Source organism: Pseudomonas abietaniphila (genome assembly GCF_900100795.1).
Classification (GTDB): domain Bacteria; phylum Pseudomonadota; class Gammaproteobacteria; order Pseudomonadales; family Pseudomonadaceae; genus Aquipseudomonas; species Aquipseudomonas abietaniphila.
In genome coordinates, this window is sequence record NZ_FNCO01000021.1 from 110127 (window position 1) to 126746 (window position 16620).

General features: G+C 53.5%; 21 protein-coding genes. 8 read left to right on the top strand and 13 right to left on the bottom strand.

Annotated features, from left to right (window positions below):
* The first annotated feature begins 297 nt into the window (after positions 1-297).
* The 5 genes from BLS87_RS35405 (at position 298) to BLS87_RS29460 (ending at position 2847) form a co-directional block, all read left to right on the top strand.
* A complete protein-coding gene (locus tag BLS87_RS35405; protein ID WP_167362119.1) occupies positions 298-660 on the top strand; it encodes a LexA family protein in 363 nt (120 codons plus the stop codon).
* Positions 661-831: 171 nt separating this feature from the next.
* Positions 832-1053: a hypothetical protein gene (locus BLS87_RS29440; RefSeq protein ID WP_074758321.1), complete on the top strand. Its 222-nt coding sequence runs from the start codon at positions 832-834 to the stop codon at positions 1051-1053.
* Between the two features lie 17 nt (positions 1054-1070).
* The gene (locus tag BLS87_RS29445) at positions 1071-1517 is read left to right on the top strand and encodes a hypothetical protein (protein ID WP_074758323.1); all 447 of its coding nucleotides are present in this window, start codon (positions 1071-1073) and stop codon (positions 1515-1517) included.
* Between the two features lie 393 nt (positions 1518-1910).
* Complete coding sequence (locus BLS87_RS29455; RefSeq protein WP_074758327.1) at positions 1911-2384, top strand: hypothetical protein; 474 nt, start codon at positions 1911-1913, stop codon at positions 2382-2384.
* Positions 2385-2514: 130 nt separating this feature from the next.
* Complete coding sequence (locus BLS87_RS29460; RefSeq protein WP_074758329.1) at positions 2515-2847, top strand: hypothetical protein; 333 nt, start codon at positions 2515-2517, stop codon at positions 2845-2847.
* Positions 2848-3109: 262 nt separating this feature from the next.
* Here the strand turns inward: BLS87_RS29460 and BLS87_RS29465 are convergent, their stop codons facing one another.
* The 5 genes from BLS87_RS29465 to BLS87_RS29490 all read right to left on the bottom strand — a co-directional run bounded on the left by BLS87_RS29465 (position 3110) and on the right by BLS87_RS29490 (position 6882).
* On the bottom strand, positions 3110-3547 hold the full coding sequence (locus BLS87_RS29465) for a hypothetical protein (RefSeq protein ID WP_074758331.1): 438 nt from the start codon (positions 3545-3547) through the stop codon (positions 3110-3112).
* 74 nt (positions 3548-3621) lie between these two features.
* Positions 3622-4008, bottom strand: coding sequence for a hypothetical protein (locus BLS87_RS29470; protein WP_074758332.1), 387 nt, complete (start codon positions 4006-4008; stop codon positions 3622-3624).
* Positions 4009-4012: 4 nt separating this feature from the next.
* Positions 4013-4225, bottom strand: coding sequence for a hypothetical protein (locus BLS87_RS29475; RefSeq protein WP_074758334.1), 213 nt, complete (start codon positions 4223-4225; stop codon positions 4013-4015).
* A gap of 482 nt (positions 4226-4707) precedes the next feature.
* Positions 4708-5850: an acyltransferase family protein gene (locus BLS87_RS29480; protein ID WP_074758336.1), complete on the bottom strand. Its 1143-nt coding sequence runs from the start codon at positions 5848-5850 to the stop codon at positions 4708-4710.
* Positions 5851-6321: 471 nt separating this feature from the next.
* Positions 6322-6882 carry a hypothetical protein gene (locus BLS87_RS29490; protein ID WP_208605221.1) on the bottom strand — a complete coding sequence of 187 codons (561 nt, stop codon included), beginning with the start codon at positions 6880-6882 and terminating at the stop codon, positions 6322-6324.
* 278 nt (positions 6883-7160) lie between these two features.
* On the opposite strand from BLS87_RS29490, the gene BLS87_RS29495 reads away from it, so the two are divergent.
* Together BLS87_RS29495 and BLS87_RS33920 are read left to right on the top strand one after the other, a co-directional pair.
* Complete coding sequence (locus tag BLS87_RS29495) at positions 7161-7781, top strand: DUF6904 family protein (RefSeq protein ID WP_074758340.1); 621 nt, start codon at positions 7161-7163, stop codon at positions 7779-7781.
* A gap of 141 nt (positions 7782-7922) precedes the next feature.
* The gene (locus BLS87_RS33920) at positions 7923-8153 is read left to right on the top strand and encodes a hypothetical protein (RefSeq protein WP_143024509.1); all 231 of its coding nucleotides are present in this window, start codon (positions 7923-7925) and stop codon (positions 8151-8153) included.
* Between the two features lie 528 nt (positions 8154-8681).
* On the opposite strand, the gene BLS87_RS29505 is transcribed toward BLS87_RS33920, so the two are convergent.
* The 4 genes from BLS87_RS29505 to BLS87_RS29520 all read right to left on the bottom strand — a co-directional run bounded on the left by BLS87_RS29505 (position 8682) and on the right by BLS87_RS29520 (position 11437).
* Complete coding sequence (locus BLS87_RS29505; protein WP_074758344.1) at positions 8682-9221, bottom strand: hypothetical protein; 540 nt, start codon at positions 9219-9221, stop codon at positions 8682-8684.
* Entirely contained in the window at positions 9214-9669 is a 456-nt protein-coding gene (locus BLS87_RS29510) for a hypothetical protein (protein ID WP_074758346.1), read from the bottom strand. The genes BLS87_RS29505 and BLS87_RS29510 overlap by 8 nt, the downstream gene beginning before the upstream one ends.
* 374 nt (positions 9670-10043) lie before the next feature.
* Positions 10044-10436, bottom strand: coding sequence for a DUF6957 family protein (locus BLS87_RS33925; RefSeq protein ID WP_074059250.1), 393 nt, complete (start codon positions 10434-10436; stop codon positions 10044-10046).
* A gap of 362 nt (positions 10437-10798) precedes the next feature.
* On the bottom strand, positions 10799-11437 hold the full coding sequence (locus BLS87_RS29520; protein WP_228758830.1) for an antitoxin Xre/MbcA/ParS toxin-binding domain-containing protein: 639 nt from the start codon (positions 11435-11437) through the stop codon (positions 10799-10801).
* Positions 11438-11664: 227 nt separating this feature from the next.
* Between BLS87_RS29520 and BLS87_RS29525 the strand changes: the two genes are divergently transcribed.
* Entirely contained in the window at positions 11665-12213 is a 549-nt protein-coding gene (locus BLS87_RS29525) for a 3'-5' exonuclease (protein WP_017341626.1), read from the top strand.
* A 28-nt stretch (positions 12214-12241) separates the two neighbouring features.
* Here BLS87_RS29525 and BLS87_RS29530 read toward each other — a convergent pair whose 3' ends face one another.
* The 4 genes from BLS87_RS29530 to BLS87_RS29545 all read right to left on the bottom strand — a co-directional run.
* Positions 12242-12724 carry a Mov34/MPN/PAD-1 family protein gene (locus BLS87_RS29530; RefSeq protein WP_017341627.1) on the bottom strand — a complete coding sequence of 161 codons (483 nt, stop codon included), beginning with the start codon at positions 12722-12724 and terminating at the stop codon, positions 12242-12244.
* Positions 12721-14505: a HesA/MoeB/ThiF family protein gene (locus BLS87_RS29535; RefSeq protein ID WP_031319187.1), complete on the bottom strand. Its 1785-nt coding sequence runs from the start codon at positions 14503-14505 to the stop codon at positions 12721-12723. The genes BLS87_RS29530 and BLS87_RS29535 overlap by 4 nt, the downstream gene beginning before the upstream one ends.
* Positions 14489-15739, bottom strand: a complete 1251-nt coding sequence (locus BLS87_RS29540; RefSeq protein WP_019821279.1) for a nucleotidyltransferase domain-containing protein — start codon at positions 15737-15739, stop codon at positions 14489-14491. The genes BLS87_RS29535 and BLS87_RS29540 overlap by 17 nt, the downstream gene beginning before the upstream one ends.
* On the bottom strand, positions 15739-16620 hold an 882-nt coding region (locus BLS87_RS29545), incomplete at its 5' end, for an SAVED domain-containing protein (protein ID WP_074758374.1). The genes BLS87_RS29540 and BLS87_RS29545, both read right to left, overlap by 1 nt.

The following is a 16620-nucleotide window of genomic DNA, read 5'->3' on the forward strand; positions in this document are numbered from 1 at the left end:
TCAGATGCGAAGCGAGCCCTCATGAGCAGGCGAATCATTCAGATCCAGCCTGATTTTTTACAGGAATTGTTAGGCTGGACGGATGAACAGCGGCGCAGAGTGCCTAATTTTTATTCCCCGCTGATCTCTTTATGCTGACAGGACTACACAAATCGGACGCACAGATCAGTGAGCAACCTACATGGCGAATTGAAACACGACCAGAGAGCGGTATCGTGGCAAAGGACGGATAGCGGCGCTTTGGTTATTGGGGGTCGCAGTTACACCTCTGATCAGATGCAGGGACGTTCCGCGGCCATGGTCGCAGCTGCACACTTTCTTCAGACCCAAGCCCAGCAGCTCACTGAAGCTGAAGCATTGGCGGCAGATCTGCTTATTGAGGCCGCTGAGTGGGCAAAGCGTGCGAAGCGATGTTGTGATGCTCTATCGCCTGGCCAGCGGCGGACCTATGAGCAGTTGCAGGCGCATCTAGCAAACCATGGTCGTAGCCCAACCATGGTTGAACTGGCTGAGTTTGACAAAGTGTCCACCAGCACCATCCAGATACGGATACGGGCACTTGTGAAAAAAGGGTTTGTCTGCAAGGCAGCCAACGTCCGTGGGGGACTTTCGATAACTGATGCAGCGCGAGGCGGAGAGCCAGGTTGGCGACCGCTCTGAACCGCCCCAGTCCTTTTCCGCTGTGGCAGAAATCATTCTCCCCGGCTAGGCGATTTCTTCGATCTGCAAGGACCCGAGACATGTCCTGCAAGGTTGGGCACAATATTCGGCCGGGGAGAGACGGATAACGTCCTCGCTATTTTTTACCGTTGATGTAAGCAGGTAAACACCATGAAAACTCTCACAGTACTCAGTGATTTTGAGCACGGGTTCGTGACTGCTGCCGCATTGGCTGCTCGGTTAGGCGATCCCCATTTGGGTGCGAAGATGCTCGGCGCCGCGGGCTTCGAATCTTTGGATTGTTCGGAACTGAATACGGTCGACAAGCAACAGCTCCATTTGGTCAATCAGCAACCGGGCATGAAACTCGTCGGCCTTGGCCAACACAACTGATACTACGGACACCCCACATGAAAGCTCCTACGATTTTCGCCGCATCCGCATTGATGCTGCTGGCGGCGACACCCTGCTTCGCCGTATCACTCAGTAATGTTTTTCTTTCCGGCAAGGTGTTCAAGGGGGATGAGCTCATCACTACATTTGCCTCGCCGATTGTGCTCGGCAACACCCTACCGGTAAAGGATCAGGTCTCTGATGGTACTGGCAGGATGAGCACTTTACGGCTCGCACTGACGCCAGAACAGTCCGAAGACAAGGTCATGACCGTGTCTATCAAGGCTGACTGGGGCACCCTTGGAACTCCATCCGAGGCGGTGTCTGGCGGAACGTTTCGAGATAAAGTCAACGTGGCACAAGGGGAATCAAAGTCGGTATCGTTGGGGAGCTGCGGATATGCAGATGACCAGCTGACCAAGTGCGATTACAAACTGGTTTTCAGTGCAAACCTCCAGCGTTAAAAGTGCGCTGGCCACGCATGCCTATCCTGACCGCCTCGGCGGGTATAGCGCAGCGCAGGCTCAAAGCCCTAAGCTCGGGCTGTCACGTTGAACACCGGAGAAAACCCTCAATGTCGAAGCTGCTACCGCTCCAAGCCCACATTTCATTGAGGCTTTACGGGGCAACCCCAGAGCACTTTCAGGAAGCGCTCATTGAGGCTTTTGAACAGTTGAAGAAAGGGGATACTTCGAGGTGCCAAAAGGTCTTGGAACACCAGCAAGGCGGGTACAGCTTTGACGTTACTGCGATGAACCTGGTTGACGACAGACCTCTCCCGGCTGTTCCACCCTCTGCTTAGCTGGCACTTTCCAAATCCGCCTGCACGTCTCCAATGCACGAATGAGAACAGGTCTATGCCTCAAAGGGATATCGAACCCCTCGATCTACTGGCCTTCGAGTTCTTTCGAGAGTTCGCTCGGTGTGAGTACTGCCTAAAGATTTCAGGCTTCCTGACAGGATCACCGAGGGCTCCAAAAGCCAACTGGACAACATTTGCTCAGTCTATAGAACAGTTGTTCAATGAACCTGGCGAGCAGCTTGCAGATGCGATCGGTTACTACCTTGAGCACCCACCAAAAAAACAGATAGTGGGCGAGGAAGGCCTCACGTGGGAGCAGGAGCTTCCAAATCACGCCAATGTCGCAGATCTGGTACTGAAACTGGTGTGCCGGGTAAGGAACAATCTTTTTCACGGAGGGAAGTTCAACGGCCACTGGTTTGAACCGCAACGTAGCGACGACCTCCTCCGCGCTGGCTTGATCATTCTGCGTAGCGCTATTAGCGCTAGTCCTCAGGTCTCCCAAGCCTACGCCGGCCGGGCAGAGTGAGCGCTACAGTTGTTGCGTTCTCGCATGCAGGCCGGGGCGCCAAACACCATTGGGTGGCCCCCGTCAATTTGCTATATTTCGACCTTACCTGATGCATGTATGCGATGCATGGAACAACACCGAGAACACCATGAATAACGATCTCACCGAGGAAGAAATGCGCCGAGCATTGTTCGGCCCCTCACCCGCTCCGACGGCTCAACCTGTTACTCCAACCATCGAGATACAGGTGCAGGACGCTCCCCCTCAAAAACAGCAACCAAGCAAGCCAAAGAGCTCAAAACCACCGGCGGGCAAAATCAGAGTGACGCTGCGCGTTGGGAACGTCTATGAGGGGGCGACAGAAGTCTTTGTTCACGACGCATCTACGCTGAGCTCACTTCTAGCGGAACAAGAAGCGACTAAGTTGGCTCGCAAGAAATTCAGATACGTGGAAGTGGTTTCAGTGAAACCGTCGTCATAGTTGCGGCCACCCCGGAACAACCAGAGTCAAGATCCAAAGTTCAGCAGGCCAGAGCTGGCGAAACTTGTTCATATCAGTTTCTGATTCGGGTGGGGCGGATCTCTACCCAACAGCCCCTCATCCAAACAGACGGTTGAGTCTTCAGTGCGGGTAGTTATGGCCAGCCGACAGAGTGGAAGGTTTTTCTAAATCAAAGGTCAGGAACAGCTAGTTTTCTACTCCACCTAACTATTCCAGCAACACAGCTGGAGGCAGTCATTACCTATTGACCACTGCCCGTTTGGGAATCCTGCATCTGACACTCTGAGATGTGGTAAGCAAAATCGCCAGTCGGGGCACCGTTGGCATCGAGCTCGAAAAGTGTCGGCCACTCCTGGCACATCTGGTTTCCACAGCACTGACACTCTTCAGGTTCTCCGCGCCCAATCGCAATTTGGAACTCGCCGTTATGCCCGTCCGGATCTTCATCCACCAGACGAACTACATCGCCAGCGACCCGTCTCGTGCACGATAACGAATGCAACATTCGAGAAGTCGTTTGACTCACCAAGTCCGCAACTCGCTGTGAAGGCATGCTCAGCAACGCGTGCTGCAATGCAAGCTCCAAAAGCGATGCGGGTGTAAGGACCAGGGTATTGGAGGTAAAAGGACCCTCGACAAGCACCCTTGCCTCGAATTTACTGAATTTCACAATACTCATGGCAACGCCCCCTATTCAAAAATCTGCCTTAAAGCAAAATACCGAATTCAGAAATCAGTTTTAACGCCACGCCCCTAGAGACCCGGGGCACACTTAGGGTCTGAAAACGAAAGCGGAGCTGAAACAATCCCGCCACAGGCCAGGTCATTGTGAGCGTGATAGTCGAGCGTGTATTTCATCGCCCGGCGTTTGTCGACCTTGAGCGACTGCTCGATCTGTCGCAACTCAGAGAGGTTCTCGCCGGTGGGCTTTGGGTATGCATCGCGCCAGTCAGCAACGAAGCGCGTGACATAGAAATCATCCATCGCAATCAATTCAGCGAGGATCTGGTCTTGGGATTCTTGCCGCGAATAGTCGATTCGCTGCGCCTCGGCGCTCTCCATCATCCTTTCATGCTCATCGCGACTGCACATACTGAGACTGATGCTAAACAGAAGGACCACTACGATGACCTGGAACATCTCTTCACGCCTCGGTCTTTGGTTTGTTGGATAGCTCGGTTTTTTTGTCTCGGCTGCGCATCACCCAGATGCCCATGATTCCCGCACCAAAACCCAGCACAGAAATAAGGGCTTGCTTGGCATCAAGGGGATTTCCGCTCGCGAGGTTAGTGATCAACCCCATCCCGTATGGGAACAAAACGAAAATCACGACCAGCGCATACTTCAGATACTTCAAACCATCCCCCTCGGCTTAGCCGCGCAGAAAAACAAGGTCTAATGATATGTAACACGTACAGATAATTCAAACAGAATCATCGGGTCTGTCAAGAGTTCTCGGGGTTTGTTTTCTGGAAGGGAAGCTGAAGCGCAGCACTGAGTACGGGTGACTCTACCTGGATGAGTGTGAGCGCTTCAGAGGTGGAAGAAGGTCGAGGCAGTAAAAGGTGCGGGGAAGTCAGAAACGCCCCAGCAAGCGCCTCAGAGCGCTCACTGAGCGATTCGAATCAAGATGCATCAAGCGCGTCAGCGCATGTCGATGTCATCAATCATCACCAGCCTTTGACCGTGCCTTGAGCCGGTCGTACATCAGGCCCCCGACAACGCCGACGACGATCACCAGGAAATGCAGGTTAGATAAAGCGTTTGTAGAAAGACTGAGCATCTCACCTTCCATGGCATGGGAGAGGAACTGGGACTTTTCCCAGCTCCTTATCAAAATCAGATTTGTTCGGCTGGCTTCAGGGGTCGCAGTTTTGCCGAGATGATAAATGGCCGTTCGATGGTCCAATACGTTAGAACGCTGAGCGCACTGACCGCCATTATGATAAGCGGGAGATACCAGGCATAGCCAGCGAATGTACCAGCCGAGAAATCGTACAGATGAAGCAGACTGAACGCCGTATAAATTACGATCCCGTGCATCAGGTAAATGCTGAAACTCGCCTCCCCCAAGACCTTAAGTCCTTTGTGTTCGAGGAGACCATGGAGGCTGTTGCCCAGGACGAATAATCCAAACGGAATGCCGAGGATCAGCATCTGCCCTGTTGAATAAGTTCGCAGCTTCAGACTCGCGATCAGCACAGCGCCGGCGATAACACTGCACCAGATGTTCGAGAAGTTGATCGATGATTTGCGCAGCCTTGGTTCCAGAAACGCAACCGCCATACCTACCAGAAAAAGCTTCACGAACCGCTTGTGAAACTCATGATGGTATTCAGGCCATAGGCACGCGATCACACCAATCGAAACGATCAAAGCAACGATTGGCAACTGGCGTCGTATCAGGCAAAAAATGACTGGCAACGATAGGTAAAAAAGCGCCTCGTACATCAGCGTCCAGTGAACGGATGCGTTGATGAGCTTGCTGTCAGCGAATCCATTGATCGGCCCCCCGAGGAAAATGAGCCAACTTCCCAGTGCCTGCAAATTCTCCACTAGCGGGCTGAGATCCTCCCTCGTTTGGTAGAAACTGATCCCAGCAACAAGCAGCACGGATGCGGTGTACATCGGGAAGATGCGACGAAGGCGTGAGGACAGCAGCGATCCCCACCTTGGCTGCCCTTTGATCATTTTTTGGGTGAAGAGGTAGCCCGTGATCATGAAGAACAAGGACACTGGTACGGCGCCCATGTTGTTGATCACACGACTTTCCGTACCCTGCCAGGTTCCAGTGTTGTGCCACACAAAGGTGATCGCGAAATGGTGAACCATCACCGCCGTAGCGAGAATTCCCCGCAGGCCATCCAGGGAAGAGACTCGATGTTGTGCTTCCGGGGCAAGCAACGGGAATCGGCCGGCGATCAGGCAGAATGTGGCTACTGAAAGCACATAAAGCGCCAGCAGTTGAAAAGTTTCGAGCATGAATTATTTCCAGAGGAATGAGCTGAAGCCTGATGCTTACTGCTTCTGATCTGAATGGGAACTGAGCTGAGCCGCTTGATTCTCTGCGCGCCGTTCAACGGCACGCTGCATGTATTCGATTGCCTTTTCAAGCTTCTCGACTGCCCAATCAGGGCAAGGAGATGAGCTTTTCTTTTCCGGATCATTCACCCATGATCGCACCGCCCGAACTGAGCATGGTCGACCCGTAACGGCCGCTATCAGCTCCGCGCTTCTTTTTTGAGTGATATCGTGGATTTTAAGCAAATGCAGGTATCGATCGCGGTTTGTCACCATTTCGCCTTACTCTAAGCAGTAGGCAACATTGCCTACTGGAAGGAGAATAGGCAAAATTGCCTAATAATACCACAGGCGTTTATGAGTGATTCGGACCCCGGGACCGTATGCAGAGGTGCATCGCAAAACTCATCCGAGATATGTCTGGCGAACAAATCAGTCTTCACCCTTTAAGCGGTCTTTCGCTAACGCCCAGTCGTCAACTATGGGTTTAATGAGCGCCCATTGGGCCTCTCTCTCGGTTTCCCTCTTTGATAAGGCCTCGAACACTGCCGTAGGCCATGCCATAAAGGTCACTTCCCTCATCGCATTATTGAATGCGTAGATCCCTGCACACGTAGTACGAGTGCCGCCGCCAGGGTAAAGGGAATACCGAAAACGGTCACGCAGCTCGATTACTTCCTTTACACGTACCTGGGCAATAATCGCCAGAACAATCAGCATTCCCTGCGATAGCGTGTCTACATTTTTGCAGACACGACGCAGGTATGCGAAGCGTTGGCTCTCCGGTTTGGCTAGCAGCTCCTGGATGACGTCGGCACTATCCACCTCACGTTCATAATGGTTTTGAGCTGAGTCTGATTCATAGAGCTCGCGCAAGGCGTCCAAGTCAAACGACTTCTTCAGCCAAGCGGCCAAGGACAATGCGTCTTGCCAGGCAAATTCCTCATACTTAAGCATATTTGCCTCGCGTAGATCTGTTTTTTGACGCCTCATATCCCAGTCATCCTGCATCCCACCCGCTAATTTTGTAGTGCCATTTCACCACAAGCTCGCGGTGCATTCATCGTAAGTGCGCAGAGTGACGGTGGAGTACAACCGATGCAGCGTCCGCCACGGCCCCCGACTTAGCCAGAGAAGGATGCAACTGGGGCGGACAGGGTTAGTTCGCATGGACAATTTTGGGAAATTGAAGCCGTCGCTCGTGAATCAGAGCAGTCGTTCACTGCGGGTGCGTCTATGCTGTAGCAATGCCATTCCTGGAGGGCGATCCAATGCAATATGTGATCCGTATGAGTAACGCCGGGCTGGTGCTCTGGGGCGATATTTACGAACTCAAAGCGCTCTGGACTTTCATCCATAGAGTTATGGATGAAAGCGCCCTTCTCGAAATTGAAGACCCACTTCTGTCCGGCCTTGCCTCTGAGGTGCGTCACGCTTTCGACGGCATGCGCCACAAAAACACGAGGAAGTGGTATGGGGACGACCCGACTCCGATCTATGGATTCGACTGTATTTGGCCAAATATACTGATCCAGATGGGCCTATTGAGGGCAGGCTTAGCCTTCATGTCCACCGTATCGAGAAATGACCAGGCGGTTATGTATCACCTTGAGCATACCGTGTTGGAATGCCTTGACGTGATGCAGCCTGGCGCCAGCGAAAACCTTTACAAAACTGCGCTTATGGCCGCTCAATTTGGGGGAGAGCGCATCAACGAAATCATATTTAGCAGGACATGCTACTTCCTCACACTGGAGCCAGCCCAACGGAAGAACGAACTTGGTGCTGTGTTGGATACGCTGACCGGTATGGGTTTTTTCAGAAACCCTATAAAACCTGAGGTGTTTGAACCATACGAGCTTGGTGAGGAATATCCACCTTACAATTGGTGAGAGACCCCAGCGGCAGGTGACTGGTGGTTGAGCGGCGAGTCGACGCTGTTGATGAGCGGCGTAGCGTGAGCTGCGAGCCCCCTCATTTCTGAGTGGCTTCAAATGTCACTCTTTAAACTCCTGCGCCGATTCGATCGAACCATGATCTCACTTATCGGATCACCCGACAGTCTGGTAGACATCGATCTCGGATCGGGAACCATCCTGCACGACCTCTCCATCGACAGGGGGGTAGAGAATCTCAGCTTTTGCCAGACATTTTTGACATCGCTTCAGGTGTTCTGGAATGGTGGCGTCAATTTTGAAAACCAACCACTTTCCTCGACGCTTCATGTGATGCGCAGTGTCCTTCGGCTTATGTCCGCACAGTGATGTAGCCGTTGCAGGAATCACGAAGTGCACCAACGCCCCCCCATTCGCACGCGCTAATCGAGGATGCAGATCAGGCTTGGGAACCGGGTCTCGTCGGGGCTCTACTGCCGTCTTGGTGCAAGGTTCAATTGGACCCTGATGGCACTCCCAGTGCGCCCCAGTTGGACCGTGGATAGGGGAACCGTCGACAACGGCCTGTTCGCAGATGTAGCACGTGTTGGCCTCAATATGAGTGGCAATCTTTTCACGGCGAGCAGCTCGCTCCGCAGCCATCTCAGGGGGCCACGCACTTCTGATAGTCAACATTTCCGAAGCTCCTAACATTTCAACTGGTCACTTGCCAGCGCAAGTCCAACTGAGTTCGATCGGGCTTTGTCGCCAGGCCAAATCCAAGTTCCGGTACCGCCAAAGGCCCTTCCGGGCCAAAGCAATTCAGTGATGATCCGGGCGGTGATCGAAGTGGGTCCGAAAGGTCCTCCTCCTCTTACCCGGAGATGCCAGGCAAAGAAACTTTCCTAACCGCGAGGCTTACACCACGGCCGGAGCATGGGTTGCATTCCAGCGCTCAAATGCTTCTTTAGTGGTCGGCGCAGACATCGATTCGCCACAACGATTGCACTGAGCAATACCACACGCAGCACCGACATCACGGTGCCCCTGATGGCACGGATTCATGTGCCACTCTTCTTGTTCAGTGTCATCGCTCGATTCGTGCGGCTCAGGTAGGAACTGGGACACGTACTCAACGACCGATGCAATCCGTTTTCCGGTGGGACTGCTCGTGTCAGTGCATTCCCGATATGCCTCACCACTCTTAATGATCTCACTGAGCAACTCGCAAGCTTCGTCCAAATACTGCTCAGTGGTGTTGGTGTGTTCCACCAGGGTGTAGTACGCCTGATTCTGCTCGTGGAACCTGACGTCGGATTCAGCAGCAATTGCGACCTCGGTCACCTCCCAGCCCGTCGCCAGAAACTTCTCGGCGGTTGCCTTATCACGGATGAACGCTTCAACCGGCACAAGGTTTTCAGGGCTTTTCACTACCCAACCGAACGGCCGATTATTCATTAGCATTCACCGGGGAAGCTGCTGCCAAAGCCTTGGAACGGGCGACGCCTTCGATCGCGACGAACATGAGGAAAGCCATCACTGCGCCAGGAGCAACGTACATTACCGCTTTGGCCGTAAACACCGCGATGGATTGCAGATTCGCGAGCATCTGATCGGCAGGGTTATTACCACTTGAAGATCCTAGGAAGGTCTGGAACCCAATGCCCATAACCAGCGCCACCGCGATGACGAAAACAATCATTGCCGGCCATTGTCTCCGTGCATGTGTCGAACAGCACAGGGAGGCGACAGATACCCCCAAACACAGAATGTAATAGCGAGCTGTCCATTCAGTAAATCCAAGCTGATCTGCACCGGCACCAATCAGCGATATGGCGGCGATAACGCAGCAAGCGAGAAAAAATCCCGCCAGCATTCCAAAGAACATCCCGACCAGCGTTTTCATAATTTTTCTCGATCAGTTAACTTCGTTCAGCCCACCCGCGCCGCGAGCGACCTGATGTGATAAGTGGCACCGTTATGGCCTACGGTAAACACCAAAGGCCACGCAAAGCAGCAACAGCATGATGGCGAGCACCACGAGCCAGGTCATGTGGTTACCAACAACATAGTTTGACACAGCCCCTCTCGTAAATCGGGGCCTGTAGGATGATCCGGGATCCACACGACAGCAACATAGACTGACACAGACGGGTCGCACTTCAAATACGGGGCTCGATTGGTAACAACATAGATTGACACAACAGCGAGAGCGTTCATTCAGGCCGAAATATTATGTGAGCGCGACCGGTCACTCACCTGTGCGGAAATAGTCTTTTTTCAGCACAGGCTCAGTGCGATGTCTAAATCCGTGTGCAACCTTCGACCAGTCCCCATCAGCACATAAACTGTGTTTTTTGTTCGAAATAAGCAGTCATGGGTGAAGGAAACACCCAGCGTTGTTCGGACCCAATCACCAGGCGGGAAGCGGCCTTTACTGTCTTGGATAACGGTCAAAGCGTAAACGAGAGCAGGAATTAGCTGTCTATCCGTAATGGCTTTTCGCTGACGTGTTGGAATGTCGAGATCCAATATTGCCCAATCAGCAACAAGACAATAGGCATGGGAAGGAAAATGCAGACTGGCGAGGGCCACAGCATCTGAGGTGGTGAGTTGGCACCCATCTATTTTCTCACCCGCAGAAAGCACTGAGACAAAATCTGCCAGATTCATCTGTACCTCCGGCCGATCAAAAAAACGATTCGAACGAGAAGCATCAATCAGCTTAGCTCCCATCGACACACGAGGTTCCGATGCCGAAGACTGGGCCATTTCACAGCTGGTCCGTCTTCTCCCCTCATCCCACTGAACGGGATGATTTCTATCTAGCTGTCACCGGATAAAGTGGGTTTTCGCCAGTACCCAGCTATGCCATTGCCGTGCGTGAACCCTACCTAGCGGTAGGTGCCGATGTGGGTGAAACCTAGTGCTTCATGGATGCCCGTGCATGTCGTATTCGGCAAGGCGACGCCGGTATAGGCGCATGAAATCCATGTTACTCAAGGAGCGGTAGAAGCCGTTTGGCTGCGGCTGAATCAAAATGACATGCCCTCAGACACTTGAATCAGCATTTCTTCGACTAGATGTGTGCCAAAGGTTGTAGTGACCATCGCCGATGGGCTTTCTCCCAAAAAACGGGCTTTGGGTTTGGAAAGCCATTGTTTGGCCTTCCCTTTGTCACCGAAGATCACCTCGGCCATGGCGGTAATATGTGCAAACCGGAACAGGCGATCGCTCTCATGCAACGTTAAAAGCTGATTGGCTGACAGTTTTGTTTTGAGCGTTTTGGGTTGAATGATTCTGTCGCGTTCTTCGTCGCTGAGGGTTCCATCATCACAAAGCATTTTGATCAGGCTGACCGAGAAGCCAGCTACTATCATGTCGTGAATGTCCAGATCCGAAGCATTGACAGAGATATGAAGAAGCGTCTCCAGACGCATGCGGTAAGCATGATAGACATCCTGACGCAGGACGCCAGCAAACATGGGCCGCACTGATGTTGCGTTGCACACGGGCGTCAGGACTAATGTGCCATTCACTACCGTTAGCTCCAGGTCGTCCCCAACACCTAACCTCATTTGGTCAAGCAACTCTTGAGGCAGATCAATGATGATGTCGCCAGTACCGTCCTCAGTTTTCTGGCATTTTACTATCCAGCGCTCAGTTTCACTCATGATCGTCCGGCCCTCATCCGCCATCAGAGAATGACACACATCATTATGCTTGGGCCCAGAGCTGACCAAAGGAACGCGCAATCCGCTGGTAGACAGGCACTGCCGCTGCTCGAACGCCGGATAGCGAGTGAAACAGCAAAAAATGGGGCAATGGCTATACCTGCCTTTCCACCTTCACATGGCTAAGAGCCTGAGCGTGATCAGGTAACTACACGAAAGGATATGACATGCACCCTGATGAGCTTTATGTTTCCGTCGACGTCGAGACTTCTGGGCCTATACCAGGCGAATACAGTCTGCTTTCCATTGGAGCCTGTCTTGTAGCCCAACCTGTAACGTCCATCTATCTTGAACTACGACCTGACAGTCCAAAACACGACCCGGAAGCACTGGCAGTATCGGGGCTGAGTCTGGAGAAGCTGGAGCGCGAGGGCCTCGCTCCGCAACAGGCGATGCTGACATTTGATCAATGGCTGAAATCGTCCTGCCAACCGGGGCAAAAGGTCATTTTCGTAGGACTCAATGCACCGTTTGACTGGTCATTCGTCAATTACTACTTCCACAAATACCTGGAAACCAACCCCTTTGGTTTTACCGCTATCGACATGAAGGCCTACTTTATGGGCGCTGTAGGTTGCAGCTGGCAGGAAACAAAATCATCCAAAATGACCGCTGCGCTGAAGCCACTCAGCGAACCGAACCATAACGCATTGGATGATGCCCGCTTTCAGGCAGAGCTCTTCGCACTAATGCTAGCGGGTAAAGGTAAACGCTGACCTACCTTCCACCGCACTGACTCGAAGCTCATCTGATACAGGTTGCCTCAACATATCTGCCGTCCCTGAACGACCACGCCTTGATACCTTCTGGTTTTTCGGACTTGCCGACAATAACGGCTATTGGGTGCGGCAGATCCTGCGTGTAACGTGCAGCAAATTTGGAGAAACTTCCGATGTCTGCCGGAGAGATCACCGGAACGGATTGGGGATGCGTATGCCAATAGCCCACCAGACGTAACCCTTGTTCGTTGGCAGCCTGGATTTCCTGACGGCACCGCTCCGCATCCAACTCTAGCCAAGACCAGCCTGACCGATCGGCGCGATGAGGCAACGTGGCCAAGGCCAGCAGCAACCCTTTCGGATCAACCGGGTTGACAAATAACTGTCCCCCTCGCTCCACGCCAAAAAGGCCCTGCCGATGACTATCCAAGATGTCCGCGACAGCTTGGGACACCAATAGCTCGGAATTCACCTCCGGCCATCGCCAGCGCCATGCGATATCCGTCATACCGTTTCGTCCTTATCTTCCGGCCATCCGCGCTCGAGTAAGATTTGCTGCGCTCCCTCTGGCAGTTTGGGACCATGGTATTGGCCTCCTAGGCTCAGAACATCTTCAGGCCTGTAGATACTGCTGACCCAAGATGCAGTGGCGATGTTGCCGGTCAATGCGCGTAAGGCCGTGTGCGACACCATAGAGGCGATATTGGTCATTCCCAGCGAGCCGCCTGGGATAAAGCTCTCGCCACACGCGGGCAGTGGAACAACACCGCCTCCCGGCCACTCTGTAAATCTATGCAGAAAATCGCCGACGTCCGTGAACAACTGACGGCCATCAAAGGTGCCGGCTGGTGCGAATAGCGCATGGCCTACCTGGGTATACGGTTCGCTCCAGGCTTGTAAAAGCCCCCAAGGAGCGCCGCTTGATTTGGCTCGCCATACAGTGACCTCCGACTGCCAGTCTGCTGTCGTGATCACCACCAGATCTGCGTTATCAAACACTTCTGGTTTGCTGCTCATCACCACTTCGGCAAAAGTCGCATAAGCGGTGCATTCTGTCGTCGGAAGATCTAACAGAATCTTGTCCCTCAACGCGGAGGCTTTCAGTCTACCTAGGCTATCCGCTCCCAGAACGTGCCTCCCCAGATTGGCTGACACCAAAGTGTCAGGATCGATGAGGGTAAGGTGGCCGACACCGGATCGTGCCAATTGTATTGCCACCGCACTGCCTAACGAGCCAACGCCAACACAAACGACTCGAGCATTTTCAAGGTGCTGTGCAGTACCGCTTATATCGCGGGACAGAATGGACGCTCGATCAAGCACGTCCAGGGCAGTTGCTCGGACGAGCGCCGGAGGATGTGCATTTGCGATAGCTGGCCGACGGCGCGCTGTACGCAAGCCAAACTTTGCCCCCCGCTCCTGCTGTACGCCGAGCGAGCGCACATTGAGGCAATATGTTGGAGCATCTGCCCCTCCTGGAAGCTCCAGAACAATCCATCGACTCGCCAACGTTCCATGCAGCTCAAACCATGCCAGCAATTGCTCGGCATCGTCTGGTTGAAGGTGTGGCGTGAGCCACAGCAATAAATCTTCCGGATCCGGGGTGCGGATATCCGGATAAGTCTGAAGCTTGACGTAAAAACCGGGAGTTTCGGCCGCGCGAATGACAGCGGAGCGCCCGACAACCCGTCGGTAATGCCCTTTGAGTGCAGCTACGTTCGATGCTAACCAAACCGTTTCCTGACCGGATGGCATAACCCGGCGCGGATCGCTGAGAGCAAACAACTGCGAGGCGGCCTGAGGGCGATCCAACAGTAAGAGGTTCTGGAATGACTGACCGTGCTGAAAAGACCAGTAGGTAGTGATCTCATTCTGAAATTCGATATCGCGCGTTGCCTGGTTTGATCCCATCTTGGACAACGAAACGATCTGGGCCAAGCGAGCAAGGCTGTCCTCTACCACGACCTCCGGGGAGCCCATAATGGGGCGCTCCTGAAAGCCATGAAGGCAAAGCCCCGACTTGGTGGCATGCGGCCAAACCAGCCATGGAGAGGGTTCGACGTTCAGCCGCAAGAGTCCACGGGGAAAGTTGGAGGGGAAACCTATACGCAGTCGGCGCTCCTGCCCCGTGTAATCGGTGGGCAAGGGGAAGTGAAAGCACGCCGCTTCGTCAGCCCGCGTGGGTGCGGGCTGGAGCAATGCATCGGCAGCATCCTGACCTAGGGTGTTTCGCAGTGCGGCGATTCCGCGCTGCAATGGCGTCTTAATAGGATCAGCCAAGGCGTCCAACTGGCTTTACGCTCGACTGAGAGGTTCCGCCACCGCTGGCCCCTCCGAAGAGCGAACCCATCGAAGCAGAGTTTCGAGTAGTGCCATCCGGTCGGCCGGGCATCGTCCAGTTCGCAGGGATCTCATTGTTCACTGCCGTAATGAATGCCGGTGCAATACCGAAATTCTTTTTCACTGCCTCGGCAAAGGAATCGTTGGATTCAAAACTTTCCAAACCCAATGAAACAGATGCACTGGCGTCCGCATGCCATTTGGCAAATGCTTGGCGATAGCCTTGCCCCTCGCCCGGTCGATTCCACTTCTCTGCAAAGTTTTCGCCGTTATCGGCAGGATTGTAGACATAGCAGTCGCTACCTCTCTGCGCGATGTGCTGCGGCATCCTGCGAACGATTTCCAAAATTGCATCGAGCGGAGCCAGAGGCTTCGACTGCGACTCCTTTACGACATCCAGGTATGCGTGCGTGGCCAGGGTGGTGATGACCGCAGATATTGGGCGAGTATCAGCGCTCCTTGTCTTGATGGCCCATTCATCGCGATGCCGCTTGAGCAGCTTAATGGTCGCACGCAGGGGATCTTGATCGATGTAATCCTGATAATGCGGTAAAGGATCTTGTGTCGCGGCATCAAGCATCCGCTGGCTTTTGGCAACTACCAAGCTTTCCAGAGAGATTTCTTGGGCAGAAGCAACCTGCAACCAATTCGAGTAAGGGATAGGGCTGCTTGCTTTCCACCCTGTGACCCGATCCGGAACCTCCAGCTTACCTTCGCCGTTTGCTTCGCCATTTCCGTTGATCGCGCGGGCAGGCGTGACATCGATGTGGAAACCTGGATTTTCGTCGGCATAAACGATCCGGATGCCACGACGTAATTGCTTAACTTCTTCTTGAACGCGGGAGCCTTCCCTAAAACGCTGCTCAATCGCTTCTAGAACTTCCTTTGCACCAGCGCCCTGAGCGTGAGGAAGCCAAATAATCGCGTCCGCATCAATGGTGTCCAGATCCGCAGGCGCGCCGGGGATTGGCTTGATGGTCGTCTTCAGCCGCATCGAGCCTTGAACGAAAATATGGGCCTCAGCGAGCAGCGGGTTGTCGGAAGCCGAGAGGATTTTTTCCAGTTGGGAGTAGCGGTCATTGATTTTTTCGTACTGCGCTTCCGACAGCGAGATTTCCCGCGCGGCGCGAAGCAGAAAATATTCCCAACTGCTGCGCTTGGTCTGTTCGTTGCTCAAAAGCATTACATAGCCTCCTGGGCCACTGGACCCAATTGCAGTGTTTGCGTAAACCGATCTTGGTTTTCTTTGTCCCGATCGAAGATCAGGTATGTATGTTGATGCTGTGTTGTGAGCAACGCGCCAAACTCGATGGCTAATGCCGCAGGAATGGCGGCGAAGACGTGGATAGGGTCAGGAGTCAGAGCCTCAAGCTGGCTCAGTCGTATTTGAAGTGCGTCGCGAAAGGCATGAATCACCCGACGGTTCTGTACCATCGCGTAGCTTGGTTCTGGGATCGACAGCTCTGCAATACGTGCACCGGGTAGAGCGTCGGTCACGTCGCGAACTGGAACTTGCGCAGAAATGGAGAGCACCAACGCCAGTGGGCCATCGCCGTTGGGTGGAGGCGTAAACAGAAAACTAGGCGGCTCAGCAGACTGATCGGGCCAGCGCAAAAGATGCTCGCGGTGAAAAGAGAAGATCAAGCGTTTGGAACGGTCGCCGATACTCTGGCCCAACATCATCAAGGCCGGAATGTCGGCCAAGCCGACTACTGCTAGCGCGGGCGAATCGCCATAAGTGCCGCCGCGACGCTTGAGTTGCTGCTCCAGCTCATACTGGACGCTGTCTTTGACGTTCTGCCAATAGGTAGTGTCCCTGCCACGTGGTCCGGGTGCAGCGAAGGCGATTTTGATGCCTTGATCGAAGGCGGTTAATCCCTCGGCGGACATCGCAGTCAACAGATCGCGAACGGGGATATCGTTGATCGTCTGAAAATGCTGACTCTGGACGATGAGAGGAATAGCTCTGCCACCATCGGGGGTCGTTGCGGCGAGTCGGATGCGTTCCAGGTACGCTTGGTGTAAACCACTCAAATCATTTTCAGGATACCCATCTGCGTCACG